Source organism: Alcaligenes sp. SMD-FA (assembly GCF_025960365.1).
GTDB classification, from domain to species: Bacteria; Pseudomonadota; Gammaproteobacteria; order Burkholderiales; family Burkholderiaceae_B; genus Alcaligenes; species Alcaligenes aquatilis.
Window position 1 is genome coordinate 2631058 of the sequence record NZ_CP110108.1, and the last position, 19552, is coordinate 2650609.

The following is a 19552-nucleotide window of genomic DNA, read 5'->3' on the forward strand; positions in this document are numbered from 1 at the left end:
TCAAGCTCCTGCTGCCGCTTGAGCCGGCAATGGCTGGTAGGGGGTCTGGGCAGAATGCGGCTCTGTGCTGCGGCGCGCTTTCAACACGCAACGTATGCCAAAGAACACCATGCTCAAGACCACGAAAATGAACAGACCACACAAGGTGGAGTTCACGTAATCGTTGAAAATGACCTGCTGCATCTGCTCCAGTGATTTGGCCGGTGCCATGACGGTTTGTTCGGCCAGACCTTGCTGGTACACCTTGGCGTGGGCCAAAAAGCCGATCTTGGGATCGGGGTGGAACATTTTCTGAAAGCCAGCCACCAGTGTGCAAATCAGTAGCCAGAGAGTGGGAACCACGGTCACCCATGCGTAGCGGTCTTTCTTCATCTTAAAGAGCACCACCGTACCCAAGACCAGTGCCACTGCCGCCAGCATTTGGTTGGCAATACCGAACAAGGGCCACAAGGTATTGATGCCGCCTAACGGATCGACCACGCCCTGATACAGGAAGTAGCCCCACGCCGCCACGCACAAGGAAGTGGCAATCAAGTTGGCAACCAGAGACTCCGTACGCCGCAAGCCCGGAACAAAGGTGCCCATCAAATCTTGCAGCATAAAACGACCTGCACGCGTACCGGCGTCTACGGCCGTCAGAATGAACAAGGCTTCAAACAAAATGGCGAAGTGGTACCAGAAGCTCATCATCGCAGGCCCGCCGATGACGTTATGCAAGATGAAGGCCATACCTACGGCCAGAGTAGGAGCACCACCGGCACGAGAAATGATGCTGTTTTCACCTACGTCACTGGCCATTTGGGTCAGGTCAGCCGGTGTAATCAAAAAGCCCCAGCTGGACACCACTTGCGCGGCCTGTTCGGGCGTGGTGCCAATCAAGGCAGCCGGGCTATTCATGGCGTAGTAAATGCCAGGCTCGATAACGCAAGCGGCCACCAACGCCATGATGGCCACAAAGGACTCCATCAGCATGCCACCGTAACCGATGTAGCGCGCCTGGGTTTCGTTCTCGATCATCTTGGGCGTGGTGCCCGAGGAAATCAAGGCATGGAAACCGGACACGGCACCGCAAGCAATGGTAATGAACAAGAAGGGGAACAAGCTGCCGGACCAGACTGGACCGGTGCCATCAATAAACTGGGTGGTGGCGGGCATTTTCAGCTCGGGTGCAACGATCACAATCCCAATGGCCAGCCCCACAATGGTGCCAATTTTCAGGAAAGTGGACAGATAGTCACGCGGCGCCAGCAACAGCCACACGGGCAGCACGGCAGCGATAAAGCCGTAGATAATCAACGCCCAGGTCAGCTCTTCGCCATTCAGGGTAAAAAATGGCCCCCAAGTTGGATGTGCAGCTACGTCCTGACCATACACAATGGTGGCCAGCAGGAAGATCAGCCCAATCACCGAGACCTCGCCAATGCGGCCTGGCCTTAGGAAACGCAGATAAATCCCCATGAAGATAGCCAGCGGAATCGTTGCTGCCACCGTGAAGGTGCCCCACGGCGAGTTGATCAAGGCCTTGACCACAATCAGCGCCAGCACCGCCAGGATGATGACCATAATCAGAAAAGCGCCAAACAGCGCGATCACACCCGGCACCGTGCCCAGTTCGGACTTGATCAAATCCCCCAGCGAGCGCCCGTCACGGCGCATGGAGATGAACAGAACCGTGAAGTCCTGCACCGCCCCCGCAAACACCACGCCGGCCAGAATCCAGAGCATGCCGGGCAAATACCCCATTTGCGCTGCCAGCACCGGCCCCACCAATGGACCAGCACCTGCAATTGCAGCAAAATGGTGCCCAAAGAGCACATGTTTATTGGTCGGTACGTAGTCCAGACCATCGTTATGACGCCAGGCTGGCGTCATGCGGGTAGCGTCCAGCTCAAAGACCTTACGAGCAATAAAACGACTGTAGTAACGGTAGGCAATTAAATAGACGCAGACTGCCGCGACGACGATCCATAGAGCATTGATGCTCTCCCCCCGGCTCAGTGCCACCGTCCCCAGGGAAAAGGCCCCCAGCATCGCAACCAGCACCCAAATCAGATGCTGTTTCATAAAACCGCCCTCTTCTGTGCGCATACAAGCTCCATGATTTGCATTAAGTAAGTCTGTCACCCACTTTTTCTTCTGGCTGCACTTCTGATCTGAAGAAGTTGCCAGCTGCCGGTACAAGAGACGCTACACCGCGCGGGCTTAGCGTTCTTGCTGGGTCAGCACAGTTGCTTGATACCGTGCATTTCCCGCACCAGCAGTGTTGAAAGCGCGCCAAAGCGCACTTTCCAAAAAGGTGTCGGCGCGCCCGAAGGCGCGCCGAACTTATTCATGAATCAACCTGAGGTAGTCACAAGTCAGGCGCTTTTGAGAGGGCAAGCGCTCTTGAATCCTTGGGAGCATAGTGAAAACGCGCACTCAAGACACCGCGCATTTTCCCTAAGATCAACTACTTTGCTTATATAGAAATTCTAATCAGTTCTTTTGATCGATAGTTTCTATCCATTTAATTTGAGTACGAATGATTTTATGCGCTATGATTTCCCTGCAAATCTTTCGTAAAACAAATCATTTATAACGAAATGGTATAGGCGAAAAAAGGACTCATGATGAAACTACAATCCAAGCCCCTCTGCGCGCTGGCCTTTGCCCTGATGGGCACCATGGCCGCCGCTTCCAGCGCCCAAGCTGTCACGCTGGAACAAGTCAAAGAGCGCGGCGTGATTCGCGTCGCCGTTGCTAATGAAATTCCGTACGGATATATGGACATGTCCGGCAAAGCCCAAGGTGCCGGCCCTGAAGTGGCCCAGGCCATCATGGAGCGCCTGGGTGTCAAAGAAATCAAATGGGAAACCGCCAATTTCGGCTCCCTGATTCCCGGCCTGCAAGCCAAACGCTTTGATATGGTGGCTGCTGAAATGGCCATCCTGCCGCAACGCTGCAATACCGTGCTGTTCTCCGAGCCCAACAGCTCTTACGGCGAAGGCCTGCTGGTGGCCAAGGGCAATCCCAAGAACATCCACTCTTACGAAGACTTCGCCAAGACCGATCACAAGATTGCCATCATGGCGGGAGCCGATCAGCTAGAGATGATGCAGGCCCTGGGTGTGCCCGACACGCGCATGGTCACCATTTCCAACAACGCCGATGCCATCTCGACCGTAGCCACAGGTCGTGCCGATGCCTATGCGGCTACCGGCCAGACTGCCAGCGACCTGGCCTCCAAAGGAGATGGCAAGGTGGAACTGGCTGCCGAATTCAAGGATCCCATCATCAATGGCAAGCCGGTCCGTAGCTGGGGCGGTTTCACCTTTGCCAAGGAGTCCGAGGACCTGCGTGATGCCGTCAACAAGGAACTGGCTGAGTTCAAAAAAACCGATGAATGGAAAGCCATCCTGAGCAAGCATGGCTTTACCGAAGAAGACGTCAAGCATTCGTTTGAGAAATCCACGGAACAGCTGTGTAAAGCCTGATCCTTCACCTGCGGGTAAGGCGGCCGCACGGGCCTGCGCGGCTCCTTGCAAGGGCCAACAGAGCATTCAACGTGCGTCGCCTGCCCTTGTCTGGAACCTGATATGGATTGGTTAAGTTACAGCTTGCCCCTGATGGAAGGGGCCTGGGTCACCATACAACTCACCCTGTATTCAACCGTGGTGGGAGCTATCGCCGCCTTTGCTCTGGGCATAGGCCGGCTGTCCCACTCGGTCGCCCTGCGCTCTTTGTCCATCACGATTATTGAAGTTTTTCGCGGCACCTCTTTATTGGTACAACTGTTCTGGCTGTACTTTGCCCTGCCGATTCTGGGCGAGTCCATGGGTCTGGACTGGCGTCTGGACCCGGTCGTGGCTGGCACCCTGGCCTTGGGCCTGAACATTGGCGCCTATGGTGCCGAAGTGGTACGTGGGGCTATTCAGGCCGTGCCACACTCCCAACTGGAAGCCGCCAAGGCCCTGGACTTTACGGAGCGCCAAACCCTGTGGCGCATCAGCCTGCCCCAGGCCATCCCCGAGATGATGCCCAGCTTCGGGAATCTGGCCGTGCAGAATCTGAAAGATACGGCCCTGGTCTCTTTGATCAGCTTGGGGGACTTGAGCTTTAGAGCTGAACAAATACGCAACTTCACCCAGGACAGCACCACCATCTACACCTTGCTCTTGCTGATGTACTTTGGCATGGCACTGGTACTGACCGTCCTGATGAAATTGCTGGAACGCGCAACCGGCCGCTGGCGCGCGCAAAGGAGCTGAACATGCTGTTTGGTATTGAATGGGACACCAGCAGCAACGGAGCATTTGCGCTGTCTATCCTGCCTATCTTACTCAAAGGCTTATGGGTCACCATCCAGGCCGCTGTGCTGGGCTTCGGTGTGGCCGCGGTGTTAGGACTGATTCTGGCCGGCCTGAAAAGCGTACGTTTGCGCCTGATTTCCTGGCCCGCCTATGTACTGACCGAATTCCTGCGCGACACGCCTTTGCTGGTGCAACTGTTTTTCCTGTACTACGTGCTGCCGGACTACGGCATCGTGCTACCCGCCTTTCTGACCGGCGCGCTGGCGCTGGGGGTGCAATACAGCGCGTATCTGTCTGAAGTCTATCGAGCCGGTCTGGAGTCTGTTACTCACGGCCAGACTGAAGCCGCCCGCGCGCTGGATATTTCTCCGCTGCGCACCTTCATGGTCATCACCCTGCCCCAGGCTATCCCACGCATCATCCCGGCTATGGGTAATTACCTGGTGTCCATCATGAAGGACGTGCCCGTGCTCTCTGTCGTATCGGTGCTGGAAGTCCTGAACGTGGCCAAGATTATTGGTGACCGCACTTTTAACTACATCATTCCCCTGTCCATGGTGGGCGGCCTGTACCTGCTGCTGACCCTCCTGGCTTCGGCTGGGGTACGAGCGCTGGACCAGCGCTTGCCCAAGCAAGGAATTCCCCTGCGATGACTGACACTACAAACCCCATCATTCAATTTGACAATGTCACCAAGAAATTCGGTGATGTCACTGTCCTGGATGCCTTGAACTTCCAAGTAGAGCCTGGTGAGAAAGTCACCATCATCGGCCCTTCCGGTTCTGGTAAATCCACAGTGCTGCGTATCCTGATGACGCTGGAAACCATCGACGAAGGCGTCATCACGGTAGCAGGCAAACCTCTCTGGCACGAACGAGTTGATGACAAGCTGGTGCCCGCCAGCCAAAACCATTTGCGCGAAATGCGCAAGGAAATGGGCATGGTGTTCCAGCAGTTCAACCTGTTCCCGCACATGACGGTGATGCGCAACGTCACCGAAGCGCCCACCCATGTGCTGGGCCTGTCCAAAGAACAGGCGCGCGAGCGGGCCACCAAATATCTGGATCTGGTGGGTCTGATCGACCATGCGGACAAATTCCCCAGCCAGCTCTCTGGCGGGCAGCAACAGCGCGTCGGCATTGCTCGAGCCCTGGCCATGGAACCGAACATTCTGCTATTTGACGAGCCAACCTCGGCCCTGGACCCGGAACTGGTGGGCGAAGTGCTGGGCGTGATCCAAAAGCTGAGTCAGGAACAGGATCTGACAATTTTGCTGGTGACCCACGAAATGCAATTTGCCAAGGAAGTCTCAGACCGCGTCTGCTTCTTTGATAAAGGCGTGATCGTGGAATCCGGCCCGCCCGAACAAGTCTTCTGCAACCCGCAGGAAGCACGAACTCAAGCGTTCTTGAGCAACTTTATCCAGGCGGCGTGAACGCTAACACTGCGTCACTTGAGCGTGGCTCTCCCCTGAACCGCGCTCAAACGGCTTTTTCCAAAAAAATAGTCAATCTCCTGCAAAGGCTCCGTAGAGGGAGCTCTCCAAACCTGCACGGCGACGGGCCAGCCCTCCCAGGTAATCCGCCTTATTAGCAAAAGCCAAAAACGAATCTGTGCTTTGTCGCTAAACCAGCATAGCCAGATCCCGTCGCCCCTGTTTCGGACCAATCAAGAATGGGCCGCCTGAACCCAAAAACTGGCCGCCGCTTGCGTGCGTCGCGCATGACAAAGGCACGACCTGATGCCTGAGTCGGCTCCAGATACACATGTGGCTGAGGCTTGGTGCTCATGCTCTCTGTCCCCAAGTCTTATTCAAGCAAGGATGTCGCCGGAGCTTCAGCCAGTTTGATAGCATGCTCACGCACATCTTCCGGCCAGGCTGCCAGCAGTTGTTTGAATCGCTCCCACTCATCGGCAAACAAGGCTCGCATGGCTTCTTCAAAGCCGGGCAAATCGCCACCGATTGCCGTCATGAAGTTATAGACCCGCTCTTGCGCCTGACGACGCTGATCTTTGGCGGCACTGGCTCGGCGGGCTTGTTCCACCAGTTTGCGTAGGGCAACCGATGCACCTCCAGGCTGGGTTGCCAGCCAATCCCAATGTCGTGGCAACAAGGTCACCTCGCGGGGAACGACGCCCAGCTTGGGGCGACCACGGCCTCGTGGGGCCTCTCCTTTTATCTGCTCAAACTCAGGTTCAGGGACGTCCACAGACGCATAGCGTTGCGCCAGCTCTTCGTCCGTCCCGTGCGTATTCACATCCACGAAGCGGCCCGTCTCATCGTCAAAGATCAACACGGGATCGTTAACCCGGCTTTCCAGCATTTTTTTCACGGCCAGCACATTGACCAGCATGGAACCGTGCACGATACGGCGGTGGCCCATAAAGCTGGTGTAAGTATGGGGATAAGTCGTTTTCATAGCAAAACCAATGCGTCAAGTAAGAAGGCTCTATTTTTACCCGGGTATTATTAATCAGTCAATATTACCCGGGTATAAATAAAAAAATGGGCCAATTAGGTCCATTGAAGCCACTGATCCTGGCCAGCAAGCATCTCAAATGATTCCGACCTAAGCCATGACCAAAGAATTGTCTGCGCTCACTGCTTTCCTGGGCCCAGACCCGTCAATGCGATCAAGACCAATAGTCCGCCCACAACTCGGTCCTAGAGACTGGCCGCCTCATCCCCTTATGCAAAGTCTTGAATACACAAAAAACGCCCCCTGGAAACAAATCCAGGGAGCGTTTTATCCGGCCAAATCTGCACGCAAGGTACAGACCTTCTTCGTGCTTAGGACTCCAGCAACGGCCCACTCAATGGCGTCAGGACAGGGAACTGTCCGCGAGTCGCCACATGAGCAGGACGGGGTGTCAGCCCCTGCTTGGGATCGCCCACGCAGTTCTCCATGCTGTTATAGACCGTAAACACATTGGCTCGTGGCCAAGGCGAGATATTGCTGGCCGAGCCATGCAAGGTATTGCAGTCAAAAAAGATCACCGAACCGGCCTTAGCCGTAATGGCCTCAATGCCGCCTTGATCCACCAGCAAACGCAGGCTGATCGGATCGGGCACGCCATACTCCTGCTTGCGCAAGGATTCCTTGTAATGGTTGTCCGGTGTCTGCCCCGTGCACGAGATGAACTGGCGGTGCGAGCCCGGCACCAGCATCAAGGGGCCATTGCACACATTATTGTCCGTCAGCAGCACCGAACAACTTAATGCGCGCATCTGCGGCATGCCATCTTCGATATGCCAAGTCTCGAAGTCCGAGTGCCAGTAAAACTCCTTGCCGGTAAAGCCCGGTTTCAGGTTGGCACGGGACTGATGCACATACACCTCCGAGCCCAGAATCTGGCGAGCCACATCCAGCACACGTGGATCCCGCACCAGGCGGGCAATCAACTCGCTAAGTTCATGCACCCGGAAGATCGAGCGCACGGCCTGACTGCCTTTTTCCACCACGGCCTCTTCACGGGACAAGATGCCGGGATCCGCACTCATCGCCTCCACATTGCCCAGCAAGGCTTGCACTTCCTGCGCATTGAACAAATCGGGCAGAAGCAAAAAGCCGTTGTCCTCATACTCCCGCAGTTGGGACTTGTTCAAAGGCTGGCTACCTACCGGGTCCGGATACACCACCGGCTCCTGGCGGCTGACGATGGCCGCCGTTCGTTCTGTACGGGATGTGTACAGATCGCTCATGGTCACTGTCATCATGCTCTCCTTAGGTCTTCAGTCTTCCACGATGGCTGGGTAAACCCCTTTCTCATCGTGAACTTCCTGACCGGTCAAGGGCGGATTGAATACGCAGATCACTCGCAGCGGCTCTTTACCACCACGCAGATAGTGTTCGTCGTGCTGGTCCAAAGCGTAGACCACGCCTGGGCCCAACTCGTATTTCTTGCCGTCGGCAACGGTTTCGATTTCACCATCGCCCTCGATGCACCATACCGCTTCCAGGTGATTCTGGTAGTGGATGTGCGTCTCGGTGCCAGGAAAAATAACGGTTTCATGAAAGGAAAAACCCATGCCGTCTTTCTTGAGCAAAACACGGCGGCTGACCCAGGTGTCTGTACGCACCTCGTCGCGGGTTCCAATCACATCCTGTACGTTCTTCACCAACATTAGCGTGCTCCTCCAATCTTCAGAATCTTGGCTTGGCTGCCACGCTTGGACAGGCACTGCGCCACGCTGCGTTCAATAATGTCCAGCCCTTGAGTCAGCTCTTCATTGCTGATCGTCAGCGCAGGCAGCAGCTTCAGAACTTCGTCATGGGCGCCCGACGTTTCAACCACCAAACCCTGCTTGAAAGCCTGTGCGGCAATTTCATTGGCCAGACCGGCACCGGGTGGGGTTACCAGACCTTGGATCAGGCCGCGACCACGTACACTCAAGCCACGATCGGGGTAGCTGTGCACCAGATTTTCCAGCCAATCGCGCACTTGGCGCTCTTTACCCTGGATCTCGGCTTCAAAGTCCTCGTTGGCCCAGTAACTTTCCAGGGCTTGAGCGGCGGTCACGAACGCCAGGTTATTGCCACGGAAGGTACCGTTATGGGCGCTGGGCTTCCACACATCCAGCTCAGGACGCAGCAAGACCAGGGACATGGGCAAGCCAAAGCCGGACAAGGATTTGGACAAGGTAATAATGTCAGGGCTGATACCGGCTTGCTCGAAACTGAAGAAACGGCCAGTACGCCCGCAGCCGACCTGAATGTCATCGACAATCAGCAACATATCGTGCTCGCGGCACAGACGTTGCAGCTCACGCAACCAACGCTGTGTGGCAACGTTCACGCCCCCTTCACCTTGCACGGTTTCCACGATGACCGCGGCAGGATGGTCCAAACCACTGCTGGGATCTTCCAGCAAACGTTCCAGATAAGCCATCGTATTGACGTCCGGGCCCAAGTACCCGTCGTAGGGCATGAACGAGGTATTGCCAAGAGCGACACCTGCTGCACTACGAAACTTGGAATTCGCCGTCACTGCCAGGGAACCCGTGCTGACGCCGTGGAAACCGTGCGTAAAGGAAATCACATTCTGGCGACCCTTGACCTGGCGTGCCAGTTTTAACGCCGCCTCCACGGCATTGGTGCCCGTCGGCCCGGTAAACTGCAAGCGGTAGTTCCACCCGCGTGGTTTGAGCAGAATTTTATCCACCGTTTCAAGAAAATACTTCTTGGCGCTGGTGGCCATGTCCAAACCATGTACCAAGCCGTCGGTGTTCAGGTATTCAATCAGCTTTTCTTTCAGATGGGGGTTGTTGTGCCCGTAGTTGAGCGTACCGGCCCCACTGAAAAAATCGATGTATTGCCGACCTGACTCGTCCTCCAAAACCGAGCCTCGGGCTTTGTTGAAAATGACCGGGAAGGACCGGACGTAGCCCCGTACTTCAGACTCCATCCGGTCGAATATTTTTAAATCAGTCATATTTCCTCTCCTGGTTATAGAACGGCGTGTCTTTTGAGCCGACAAACAACAATCAGCGAACCAGACCGGCTCTACCGTTCTTTTGCGTAAAGTCCCCTTATCCAGAGTCCAAGGGGCCGATTCGTAATAGAGGTTCTGCCTCGTGAGCCTGATCGGCAAACAAGGCGGTATCAAAAAATTCCTGTTCCTGCATGGGCACACCCCAACGCCGTGCCATGGCCGCAAACAAGCCGCGCGAAGCCCGGTTCCCGGGGCTGACCGTCGTTTCCAGATAGCGCAGGGAACGACCACGCAAACGCTCTCGTAAGTGCTCCAGCATGGCCTGCCCCAGACGACGCCCGCGGGCGCGCTCATGCACGGCAACTTGCCACACAAAGAGCACATCGGGACGGTCGGGGAGAAAGTAGGCAGAGATGAAACCGTCTATTTGTTCCCCACGCTGCGCGATAACGCAGGTCTGGGAAAAGTGCTCGCTGAGCAGCAAATAGAGATATTCAGAATTCAGATCCAAGGGCGGACTGTCGGCAATCAGTTGATGGATTGCAGCAGCATCGCGCAATTGAGGCGCTCGCAGGATCAGCGCCGGGTCACTGGGGGCAGGATCGGCGGCAGTCACACTGCCGGCCGAGCTGCCCGGACTGGGTCGGTCCGTCAAACCACCAACCCGGATTCAGGGGGAACATCCCCTTCCGGGACCTCAAGAATAGGCGAGGCCGTCTCATCGGCCTCCAGCACAACATCCGGGTCAGCGTCGAGCAAGCGCACAATGCGCTCCAGGGACAAGGTCATGGTGGCCTGTTCCAGCTCGGGCAACTCTTTCAAGGCGTCCGACAGCTTCTTTTGCAAAGGGGATGGCGTATCGTGTGCCAAGGTCTTACCCTCTGGTGTCGCACTGACAAAAACAATGCGCCGATCTTCACGACCGCGCTCACGCAGCACCAGTTTCTTGTCTTCCAGACGATCCAGAATACCGACCACGGTGCTGGGGCTGACGTGCATTTCGCGACTGATGGCTGTAGCCGTCAGCGGGCCTTTTTCAATAATGGTGCGCAGGCAGATCAACTGAGGCGCGGTGATATTGCTGTACGCCGACAACTGCCTGGAATGCAGGGCAATCGAGCGCGTAATCTGGCGCAAAGCCCGCAAAATTCGTAAATCGTAGTGTTGATCTGTGGTCATTTAATTAGCCAAACAAAATAATTCAGCACGATTAATTCGTGTTGAAATGATATGCCTAGAAAAGATCTAAGTCAAACCGATTTACACTCAAAATCATACGGAGCGTAAACACGCAGAGCCGACTTAAAACCCCAAAAAGTAAGCACCCGCCCCCTATTGAGCGGGCCAGCAAAATGTGGAAAATACCCTGCCCTATCCCTTTATTCGCCCTGATCGCGCCAAGACGATACACAGCTTACAGTACACTGTCATGCGCCTTTACCGAGGCGGATCGGTCTGTCTTTAAGCAAGGCAGGGGTGCTGCATCAGAATCCTGCTTGCAAACTGCCACAGCCTGATACAGACCCAGCCCATTAACCCATCACCGTCTCGGCCAAGTAAAGCCACGACCTGCCCACGGTGCGCCTGGCAGACAGTAAAACCAGCATGAAGCAATCTGATAAGGCCACCCTGACCGGACTGATCGCCATTGTCCTTTGGAGCACGATTGTCGGTCTGATACGCAGCGTCAGCGACTATCTTGGCGTCACCGGTGGCGCTGCCCTGATTTACACCCTGGCTACCGTCTTTCTGCTGTTATCGGTGGGCTGGGTGCGCCTGCGAGACTTCCCGCGCCGCTACCTGCTTTGGGGCAGCATCCTGTTTGTCTGTTATGAGCTGTGCCTTGCCCTGTCGATTGGCTATGCTCATAACAGCCAGCAGGCTATTGAAGTGGGGATGGTCAATTATCTGTGGCCCACCTTCACCATCGTGGCCGCTATTTTGTTCAATAAGCAAAAAGCCAACTGGCTGATTGCGCCTGGCCTATTCTTGTCCATGATGGGTATCAGTTGGATTCTGGGCGGTGAACAAGGCTTGGGTCTGCACAACATCTGGCTGAATGTGCAGGACAATCCCTTGAGCTACGGCCTGGCCTTTAGCGGTGCACTGATCTGGGCCGGCTACAGCACCATGACCGCCCGCATCGCCCAGGGCAAAAATGGCATCACCTTGTTTTTCATGCTGACAGCAGCGGCCCTGTGGATGAAATACCTGATCCAAGGCGCGCCTGCCATCACGTTCACAGTGCCCGCTTTACTGTATTTGCTGCTGGCTGCCATTGCGATGGGCTTTGGTTATGCCGCCTGGAACGTGGGCATTTTGCATGGCAATGTCACCATACTGGCCGGCGCTTCTTACTTTATTCCGGTCATTTCAGCCGCCCTGTCCACCTTTTTGCTGCAAGCCCCCTTGACGCTGACTTTCTGGCAAGGCTCGGCCATGGTGTGTTCGGGGGCCCTGTTGTGTTGGTGGGCCATTCGCGTGCGCAAACCCAGGCCGGTGACACGCACTGTCTGAAAAACCATACTCATTAATCCCAACACCGTTGTGCCTGCCGCGCAAAAATCAAAACTAAAAGCAATGTGCTGCGCTGCAATAAAAGCGGCATCAAAAAAGACCGTCCCCGTTAATTCAACTTCGGGCGGTCTTTTTATTGGTTTTGATTAGCCAGCAAATTAAATCAGGCGGTTCCACCCACAGTCAGGTTTTCCATCCGCACGGTAGGAATCCCTACCCCAACCGGAACACTTTGACCTTCTTTACCGCAAGTACCCACTCCTGAATCCAACTGCATGTCATTACCGATCATACTGATTTGATTCATGGCATCGGGTCCGCTACCAATCAGGGTGGCCCCTTTAACGGGGTACATCAGTTTCCCATTTTCAATCACCCAGGCTTCCGAGGCGGAGAAAACAAACTTACCGCTAGTAATATCAACCTGGCCGCCACCGAAGTCTACGGCATATAAACCTTTTTTAACCGAGGCAATAATTTCCTGAGGATCCTTATCGCCGCCCAACATAAAGGTGTTGGTCATACGCGGCATGGGCAGGCTGGCGTAGGATTCACGGCGGCCATTACCCGTAATGGCCGTCCCCATCAGGCGCGCATTATGGGTATCTTGCAAGTAGCCTTTCAAAATACCGTCTTCAATCAAAACCGTACGTTGCGTGGTATTGCCCTCGTCATCCATATTTAAGGAACCACGGCGGTTTTCCAAGGTGCCATCATCAATGACGGTCACGCCTTTAGAGGCCACGCGCTGGCCAATACGGCCCGAGAACAAGCTGCTGCCTCGCCGGTTGAAATCGCCCTCCAAACCGTGGCCTACCGCTTCGTGCAGCATGACGCCTGGCCAGCCCGGCCCCAGAACCACCGTCATCTGCCCAGCGGGTGCCGGTTTGGCTTGTAGATTGGTCATGGCAGAACGCACAGCCTTGTCCACGTAACTGCGCAGCATATCGTCAGAGAAATAGGACAGGTCAACCCGCCCGCCACCGGCTGCCGAGCCGCGTTCACGACGGCCATTTTGTTCAACAATGACCGACAAGGACAAATGCACCAAGGGACGTACATCGGCTGCCAACCGGCCATCGCTACCAGCGACCAGCACCACATCGTATTCCGCCCCCAGACTGGCCATGACCTGCACCACGCGCGAATCTGCCGCACGCGCCAAAGCATCCAGCCTTCCCAGCAAAGCCACCTTCTCAGGGGCAGGCAAACTGGCGATAGGGTCCGTGCCGGTATACAAGGGGGGGCGCGGTGAATCGGTCGGCACCAAAATGCCGCTTTTACCCGAACCGCCCTGGCGTGCAATCGAACGCACCACACGGGCCGAGGACAGCAACGCCTCGGGACTGAGGGAGTCCGAATAGGCAAACGCGGTTTTCTCGCCGCTTAATGCACGCACACCCACGCCCTGCTCGATTGAAAAGCTGCCGCTTTTGACGATCCCCTCATCCAGCGCCCAGCCTTCGCTACGGGTGTACTGAAAATACAAATCGGCGTAGTCGGCCTGATGGGTGAAGATCTCACCGAGCGCGCCAGACAAATGACTTTCGTCCAGACCCCAGGGGTCAAGCAACAGTCCACGGGCACATTCCAGAGCATTGATAGCCGGATCAACTAACTTCATCGTTTATTCCTACTGACAGATCCCCGGCAAGCCCATGGCTGCAAGGGACGAAAATGGGTACCAATAGACGTGCTGACATCAACTTGGCTTCCGTCCATCTGAGCATTAAAACAGAATGTGCCACCGTATGCGATGCCCACGTACGGATCAGGCCATTTACGCCCCTCCCCCCCCCAAATCAGCCGATTGAAGCAATCGGTTCAAATATTCTACTTACGACATTTTCTGATACGGAATTAAAACTATTTAAAAACCCGTCTAATTAGAAATGAACCCATATGGTTTTGGTATAAACCCATTCGGTTTTATGATAACCCCTGATTAGATTAATTAATCAAGAGCCATAGAATCGTCTAATACCCTTAAATAATTACAAAAACCAAACACCTTTTTGATTAAGGGTTTATTTTTTATCCAAACCACTTATCTTTTCAAGAAAATCAAAGTACACTGCTTTCACATGATAAACATGAGCTTGTGCAGGCAGGGTTTATCAGATAACTACAAACATGAAACAGGAATCCTATATGTCAGTCGAAACTTACAGCTCCGCAAAGCAGAAGATCGAAAAAGAGATTCTGCGTCTGCAAAAGCAGATGAAATCCCTTAGAGTTAAACAGCGTCGTCCTGTCATTGCGTCTATCGTCAAGTCCATGCAAGACAACGAGATCACGATTGAAGAAGTTGCTGAAGCTCTGGAAAACTCTGCCCGTCGCGGCGCTGGCGCTAGCTCCAATGGTCCCAAAACCAGCCTGCCTCCCAAATACCGCCACCCCGGCACCCAAGACACCTGGACGGGCCGTGGTCGTCCACCACGCTGGATCATTGATGCAGAAGCCAATGGCCGCAGCCGTGAAGAGTTTCTTATCAAATAAGCTTGGAAACCAAACAAAAGAAAGGGACCGCTTTTCAAGCGGTCCCTTTCTTATTGATCTAAAACCCCTACATAATATCGGGGTTCTAGCGACTCAATCTCGAGGTAATGGATATCGGATATCAATCACTTGTCCATTATTACCGGGAAAACCATCAAATATGGCCTGGGACAAAAAAGGCATCTGCTGGTCCAGATTGTCAGAATGGCTATACGACACAGCGGTGGCGCGATACACTTCCGCGCCCGAGTTTTGATTATCCGTAATAATTACATTTAGATAATTTTTATACATAGTGACAGGAACATTCACTACATTCGGAGAATAAAAGAAACCGCCGCCCCAGCCATCATTTGGCGCATAATAGCCGCGACCAATTCCCCATGCGGATGGGCCATAAAAGCTATCTGCAAATTGCGGCACCCAGCTTTGCTCCTGCGGATTGCCATAATCCATTTGCACCACGAAACGCGCCGATTTCAGATCAGGGGCTTGCACCAGTCCTGTCACCCCAATAGAAGCCCGCACAGAATCAGCAAAAGACTGGTATTGCAAACTGCCGCTTTTGTCTGGCGAGGACTTGATGTAATACGTATCGCCACTGGTGGTGGTGGGCCATTGCTGATAACGCGTCAATTTGGCAGACCAGCTAGGCGCAGCGCAAGCCGTAGTCAACAACGCGAATGCCAGGCCCATCAGGCGTAGGGCGCGCCAGGAAGCCCCTTCAGAAAATAAGCTCATCGTTTCACCTTTGCTTGTTTTTCGCTTGCACGTTCAAGCCCGATTAATGGCAGCGCCACAGCGCTGGCGAACAATTAGTGTACTGCCTGTTTCTGGCGCTCAGTGTGGGCGTTCAAACAACATTACAATAGACCATCTTTTTCGATTGTCGGACCAGGATCACATGCGCACAGACACCTTACCCACGATCTCCCGCCACGATTACCAACCTTACCCCTATCAAATAGAAAAGGTACGGTTGGAATTTGATTTGGCGGCCGAGCAAACCTTGGTTCGTCTGGCTTTTCGAGCCAGCAGCCGGGATGGCCAGATCCGCCCCCTGGTGCTGGATGGCGAAGACATTGAACTCATTGAAATCAGTCTGAATGGCGTCGCCCTGAACGCCCAGGATTACCAGCTTGATGAGCAGGGCCTGACGCTCTCGCCGGCGGCCACAGAGTTTGACGTGGTACTGGTGAGCCGCTGCCGCCCCCAAGAGAACACCATGCTGATGGGCCTGTATATCTCGGGCCAGAACCTATTTACTCAATGCGAAGCCCAGGGCTTTCGCCGTATCACTTTCTTTCCGGACCGCCCCGATGTGATGTCCCGCTATGAAGTGGTGCTGCGTGGCGATGCCAAGCGCTACCCGTATCTGCTCTCCAATGGCAATTTGCTGGAAAGCACCACACTGGACGATGGCCGTACTCAAGCTATCTGGGAAGACCCCTTTCCAAAACCTTCTTATTTATTTGCGCTGGTGGCCGGCGATTTTGATGTACGCGAGCGTGAAATCAAAAAGGCCAATGGCCAGCCTGCCCTATTGCAGGTTTATTGCGATCGTGGTGACGGCGATAAAACAGAATGGGCCATGCAATGCCTGGAGCATTCAGTACGCTGGGATGAGCAACGCTTCGGCCTGGAACTGGATCTGGACCGCTTCATGATTGTGGCCGCTCGCGACTTCAATATGGGCGCGATGGAAAACAAGGGCCTGAACATTTTTAATTCCGCCTATGTGCTGGCCGATGCACAAAGCACCACCGATGCGTCCTTCAACGCCGTCGAAGCCGTTATTGGTCACGAATATTTCCACAACTGGACGGGCAACCGCGTGACGTGCCGCGACTGGTTCCAGCTCTCCTTGAAAGAAGGCCTGACGGTGTTCCGCGACCAGGAGTTCTCGGCAGACATGTTGGCGCAAGGACTGGACGGCCCTCAAGCTGCCAGCGCTCGTGCCGTCAAACGCATTGATGATGTCAGCGTCTTGCGCGCGGCCCAATTTCCTGAAGATGCCGGCCCGATGGCTCACCCTATCCGTCCCGAGAGCTATCAGGAAATCAGCAACTTTTATACCGCCACGATTTACGAGAAAGGAGCTGAAGTCATTCGCATGCAGCACACCTTGCTGGGCGAAGAAAACTTTCAGGCTGGCATTCGTGAATACTTCAAGCGCCATGACGGCCAAGCGGTCACGTGCGATGATTTCGTGGACAGCATGGACAGCGTGTATCGCCAAGTCAAGCCTGGCCGCAGCCTGGAACAGTTCCGACGCTGGTATCAGCAGGCCGGCACTCCCCGCGTTCAGGTCAGCCTGCAACACGACCCCGCCACCCAGACCGCTACGCTGACCCTGCGCCAAAGCAATGCCCCCGCTGGGATTGAAAACAAATCCACGCCCAAACCCCCTTTGCATATCCCCTTTGCCCTGGGCATGCTGGATCAACAAGGCGCTCCCTTAACCCTGCACCTGGATGATCAGCAAGGCGATACGCTGGTGCTGGATTTCACTGAAGCGGAACAAAGCTGGACCTTCACGCAGATTCCCGACGCTCCGGTTCTGTCCCTGCTGCGCAATTTCTCTGCCCCCGTGCGGGTGGACTACTACCGTCCGGATTCCGAGCTGGCTTTGCTAGCCCGCCACGACACGGATCCATTTGCACGCTGGGAAGCGGCGCAGTTGCTGGCTACCCGTCTGATTTTGTCCTCGGCCTCGGGACGCACTCCTTCGGCCACACAATTGGCGACCGTGGTGCAAACCTGGCATGCGCTGGTACAAGACCCCGCCTTAAGCCCTGCTTACAAGGCCCGTATCCTGTCCCTTCCCAGCGAGCGTGAATTGCTGGAACAGACCCAGCCCATGACCCCGCGTGCCGTTGTTCAAGCCCGCCGTCAACTCCAACGTGAACTGGGTCTGGCCCTGACTCCCTACTGGCAAGAGCTGTACCAGTACCTGAGCCTGGAACAGGCTCCTTACAGCCCAGACGCCTTGCAGGCAGGCCAGCGCTCCTTGCGCAATCTGGCTCTGAATTATCTGCTGGTTGCCGGTGTGAGTACCGGCCCACGGTTGGCACGCAATCAATACGATCAGGCCACCAATATGACTGATCGCATGGGTGCCTTAAGTGCGCTGGTGAACTACGGCGACCAAGAAGATCGCCAAGACGGCCTGGATGACTTTTTCCAGCGCTGGCAAGACAATCCCCTGGTGCTGGACCGCTGGTTCAGCTTGCAGGCCACCGCCCCCAGCACACAAGTTGCCCAAGTGCGCGCCTTGATGCTGCATCCGGCTTTCTCGATGCGCAATCCCAACCGCGCTCGCTCTCTGATTTTCCAGTTTTGCATGAATAATATGCAGGCGGTACACACGCCCGAAGGCTATACCTTCTGGGCTGAGCAAGTCATTGCCCTGGACAAGCTCAACCCGGAAATCTCTGCCCGTCTGGCCCGTGTGTTTGATAACTGGGCCCGCTTTGAACCCGAAGCCCGCGACCTGCTCAAGGCAGCGCTGGAGCGTATTCAGGCCGAACCCGGCCTGTCGGGCAATGTGGCCGAAATCGTACATAAAGCATTAACTCTTTGACCTCGGAGTCTGTCTTGAAGAAAAACCTTACTCAGTATCTGGTGGAGCAACAGCGCCAGAAAAAAACGGTCACCGCCGACGTGCGCCTACTGCTGGAGACCGTGGCTCGCGCGTGCAAGGCCATTGGCCATGCCGTCAGCAAAGGGGCGCTGGGCGGCGTTCTGGGTTCTCTGGACTCCGAGAACGTCCAGGGTGAAGTTCAGAAAAAACTGGACGTCCTGTCCAATGAAATTCTGCTGGAAGCCAACGAATGGGGCGGCAATCTGGCTGCCATGGCCTCCGAGGAAATGGACACCCTGCACCGTATCCCCGACTACTACCCCAAGGGCGAAAACCTGCTCTTGTTCGATCCGCTGGATGGCTCGTCCAATATTGACGTGAACGTGTCCATTGGCACGATCTTCTCGGTGCTGAGCGTACCGCCTGAAGCGCGTGACCGCGTCATCGAAGAGCAAGACTTCCTGCAGCCCGGCGTGCGCCAGGTTGCGGCCGGTTATGCCATTTACGGCCCACAAACCATGCTGGTACTGACTGTGGGTGACGGCGTTGCCGCGTTCACGCTGGACAAGGAAATGGGCTCCTGGGTATTGACCACTGAGCGCGTCACCATCCCTGAGGACACCGCTGAATTTGCCATCAACATGTCTAATATGCGTCACTGGGAAGCTCCGGTAAAACGCTATATCGACGACTGTCTGGCAGGCCCAGAAGGCCCACTGGGTAAAAGCTACAATATGCGCTGGATCGCCTCCATGGTGGCCGATGTACACCGCATCCTGACCCGTGGCGGTATCTTCATGTATCCCCGTGATGCCCGCGCCTCCGGTCGCAAAGGCAAGCTGCGTTTGATGTACGAAGCCAACCCCATGAGCTTCCTGGTCGAGCAGGCCGGTGGCCTGTCGATTGACGGCACACAGCGCATTCTGGACGTGCAGCCTACAGAACTGCATCAGCGCATTGGCGTGATTCTGGGTTCGCGCAACGAGGTCGAGCGCGTGCGCCAATACCACGAGCAAGGGTGACTTCTATCCGCTGCTCGCCAGCGGACACCGTTGCTTTGCTGAAATGAAAATGGCCTCCAGATTGGAGGCCATTTTTTTAGAAGGCAAACTATTCAGGCTGACTGCTGAGCACGTCTTTTCAACTACCAGATAGGTAAATTGGAAAATGACGTAAAGCCAACAAGGGCAGATGAGTGGTTCATAAGCACACCTCTGGTCTCAAGCACAGC

The 19552-nt window shown here is 55.1% G+C and carries 17 protein-coding genes; 8 read left to right on the forward strand and 9 right to left on the reverse strand.

From position 1 onward, the window contains the following. The gene (locus OKX01_RS12155) at positions 1 to 2088 is read right to left on the reverse strand and encodes a carbon starvation CstA family protein (protein ID WP_094197224.1); all 2088 of its coding nucleotides are present in this window, start codon (positions 2086 to 2088) and stop codon (positions 1 to 3) included. 518 nt (positions 2089 to 2606) lie between these two features. Between OKX01_RS12155 and ehuB the strand changes: the two genes are divergently transcribed. The 4 genes from ehuB to ehuA all read left to right on the forward strand — a co-directional run bounded on the left by ehuB (position 2607) and on the right by ehuA (position 5724). Beyond that, a complete protein-coding gene (ehuB, locus tag OKX01_RS12160; protein ID WP_094197225.1) occupies positions 2607 to 3473 on the forward strand; it encodes an ectoine/hydroxyectoine ABC transporter substrate-binding protein EhuB in 867 nt (288 codons plus the stop codon). Between the two features lie 102 nt (positions 3474 to 3575). After that, on the forward strand, positions 3576 to 4247 hold the full coding sequence (ehuC, locus tag OKX01_RS12165) for an ectoine/hydroxyectoine ABC transporter permease subunit EhuC (protein WP_094197226.1): 672 nt from the start codon (positions 3576 to 3578) through the stop codon (positions 4245 to 4247). 2 nt (positions 4248 to 4249) lie between these two features. Beyond that, positions 4250 to 4942 carry an ectoine/hydroxyectoine ABC transporter permease subunit EhuD gene (gene ehuD / locus OKX01_RS12170; protein WP_083053302.1) on the forward strand — a complete coding sequence of 231 codons (693 nt, stop codon included), beginning with the start codon at positions 4250 to 4252 and terminating at the stop codon, positions 4940 to 4942. After that, complete coding sequence (gene ehuA, locus OKX01_RS12175; protein ID WP_094197227.1) at positions 4939 to 5724, forward strand: ectoine/hydroxyectoine ABC transporter ATP-binding protein EhuA; 786 nt, start codon at positions 4939 to 4941, stop codon at positions 5722 to 5724. The genes ehuD and ehuA overlap by 4 nt, the downstream gene beginning before the upstream one ends. Before the next feature lie 373 nt (positions 5725 to 6097). Here the strand turns inward: ehuA and OKX01_RS12180 are convergent, their stop codons facing one another. From OKX01_RS12180 to OKX01_RS12205, 6 genes are all read right to left on the reverse strand, one after another. Then, positions 6098 to 6709, reverse strand: a complete 612-nt coding sequence (locus OKX01_RS12180) for a DUF2239 family protein (protein ID WP_264671794.1) — start codon at positions 6707 to 6709, stop codon at positions 6098 to 6100. A gap of 371 nt (positions 6710 to 7080) precedes the next feature. Next, the gene (thpD, locus tag OKX01_RS12185) at positions 7081 to 8004 is read right to left on the reverse strand and encodes an ectoine hydroxylase (protein ID WP_094197230.1); all 924 of its coding nucleotides are present in this window, start codon (positions 8002 to 8004) and stop codon (positions 7081 to 7083) included. Between the two features lie 18 nt (positions 8005 to 8022). After that, positions 8023 to 8415, reverse strand: a complete 393-nt coding sequence (locus OKX01_RS12190) for an ectoine synthase (RefSeq protein ID WP_094197231.1) — start codon at positions 8413 to 8415, stop codon at positions 8023 to 8025. Next, complete coding sequence (ectB, locus tag OKX01_RS12195; protein ID WP_094197232.1) at positions 8415 to 9722, reverse strand: diaminobutyrate--2-oxoglutarate transaminase; 1308 nt, start codon at positions 9720 to 9722, stop codon at positions 8415 to 8417. Before ectB ends, OKX01_RS12190 begins: the two co-directional genes overlap by 1 nt. Before the next feature lie 97 nt (positions 9723 to 9819). Continuing rightward, on the reverse strand, positions 9820 to 10377 hold the full coding sequence (ectA, locus tag OKX01_RS12200; RefSeq protein ID WP_376913960.1) for a diaminobutyrate acetyltransferase: 558 nt from the start codon (positions 10375 to 10377) through the stop codon (positions 9820 to 9822). Further along, a complete protein-coding gene (locus OKX01_RS12205) occupies positions 10374 to 10901 on the reverse strand; it encodes a MarR family winged helix-turn-helix transcriptional regulator (protein WP_042481944.1) in 528 nt (175 codons plus the stop codon). The genes ectA and OKX01_RS12205 overlap by 4 nt, the downstream gene beginning before the upstream one ends. 426 nt (positions 10902 to 11327) lie before the next feature. Here OKX01_RS12205 and yddG point away from each other — a divergent pair, with 426 nt between their 5' ends. Next, a complete protein-coding gene (gene yddG, locus OKX01_RS12210) occupies positions 11328 to 12239 on the forward strand; it encodes an aromatic amino acid DMT transporter YddG (protein ID WP_264671795.1) in 912 nt (303 codons plus the stop codon). A 163-nt stretch (positions 12240 to 12402) separates the two neighbouring features. Here yddG and tldD read toward each other — a convergent pair whose 3' ends face one another. After that, positions 12403 to 13863, reverse strand: a complete 1461-nt coding sequence (gene tldD / locus OKX01_RS12215; RefSeq protein WP_094197236.1) for a metalloprotease TldD — start codon at positions 13861 to 13863, stop codon at positions 12403 to 12405. Between the two features lie 527 nt (positions 13864 to 14390). On the opposite strand from tldD, the gene OKX01_RS12220 reads away from it, so the two are divergent. Further along, entirely contained in the window at positions 14391 to 14738 is a 348-nt protein-coding gene (locus OKX01_RS12220) for an H-NS family nucleoid-associated regulatory protein (protein ID WP_094197237.1), read from the forward strand. Between the two features lie 93 nt (positions 14739 to 14831). Here the strand turns inward: OKX01_RS12220 and OKX01_RS12225 are convergent, their stop codons facing one another. Continuing rightward, positions 14832 to 15479: a DUF4136 domain-containing protein gene (locus OKX01_RS12225; RefSeq protein WP_094197238.1), complete on the reverse strand. Its 648-nt coding sequence runs from the start codon at positions 15477 to 15479 to the stop codon at positions 14832 to 14834. A 163-nt stretch (positions 15480 to 15642) separates the two neighbouring features. Between OKX01_RS12225 and pepN the strand changes: the two genes are divergently transcribed. Both pepN and OKX01_RS12235 read left to right on the forward strand, forming a co-directional pair. Then, positions 15643 to 18321, forward strand: coding sequence for an aminopeptidase N (pepN, locus tag OKX01_RS12230; RefSeq protein WP_094197239.1), 2679 nt, complete (start codon positions 15643 to 15645; stop codon positions 18319 to 18321). Continuing rightward, entirely contained in the window at positions 18318 to 19343 is a 1026-nt protein-coding gene (locus OKX01_RS12235) for a class 1 fructose-bisphosphatase (protein WP_094197240.1), read from the forward strand. The genes pepN and OKX01_RS12235 overlap by 4 nt, the downstream gene beginning before the upstream one ends. Positions 19344 to 19552 lie beyond the last annotated feature (209 nt).

Excerpts from the sequence above, each read along its gene's own strand:
- OKX01_RS12155 (WP_094197224.1), bottom strand. The coding sequence starts at position 2,088 with ATGCGCACAGAAGAGGGCGGTTTTATGAAACAGCATCTGATTTGGGTG.
- ehuB (WP_094197225.1), top strand. The coding sequence starts at position 2,607 with ATGATGAAACTACAATCCAAGCCCCTCTGCGCGCTGGCCTTTGCCCTG.
- ehuC (WP_094197226.1), top strand. The coding sequence starts at position 3,576 with ATGGATTGGTTAAGTTACAGCTTGCCCCTGATGGAAGGGGCCTGGGTC.
- ehuD (WP_083053302.1), top strand. The coding sequence starts at position 4,250 with ATGCTGTTTGGTATTGAATGGGACACCAGCAGCAACGGAGCATTTGCG.
- ehuA (WP_094197227.1), top strand. The coding sequence starts at position 4,939 with ATGACTGACACTACAAACCCCATCATTCAATTTGACAATGTCACCAAG.
- OKX01_RS12180 (WP_264671794.1), bottom strand. The coding sequence starts at position 6,709 with ATGAAAACGACTTATCCCCATACTTACACCAGCTTTATGGGCCACCGC.
- thpD (WP_094197230.1), bottom strand. The coding sequence starts at position 8,004 with ATGACAGTGACCATGAGCGATCTGTACACATCCCGTACAGAACGAACG.
- OKX01_RS12190 (WP_094197231.1), bottom strand. The coding sequence starts at position 8,415 with ATGTTGGTGAAGAACGTACAGGATGTGATTGGAACCCGCGACGAGGTG.
- ectB (WP_094197232.1), bottom strand. The coding sequence starts at position 9,722 with ATGACTGATTTAAAAATATTCGACCGGATGGAGTCTGAAGTACGGGGC.
- OKX01_RS12205 (WP_042481944.1), bottom strand. The coding sequence starts at position 10,901 with ATGACCACAGATCAACACTACGATTTACGAATTTTGCGGGCTTTGCGC.
- yddG (WP_264671795.1), top strand. The coding sequence starts at position 11,328 with ATGAAGCAATCTGATAAGGCCACCCTGACCGGACTGATCGCCATTGTC.
- tldD (WP_094197236.1), bottom strand. The coding sequence starts at position 13,863 with ATGAAGTTAGTTGATCCGGCTATCAATGCTCTGGAATGTGCCCGTGGA.
- OKX01_RS12220 (WP_094197237.1), top strand. The coding sequence starts at position 14,391 with ATGTCAGTCGAAACTTACAGCTCCGCAAAGCAGAAGATCGAAAAAGAG.
- OKX01_RS12225 (WP_094197238.1), bottom strand. The coding sequence starts at position 15,479 with ATGAGCTTATTTTCTGAAGGGGCTTCCTGGCGCGCCCTACGCCTGATG.
- pepN (WP_094197239.1), top strand. The coding sequence starts at position 15,643 with ATGCGCACAGACACCTTACCCACGATCTCCCGCCACGATTACCAACCT.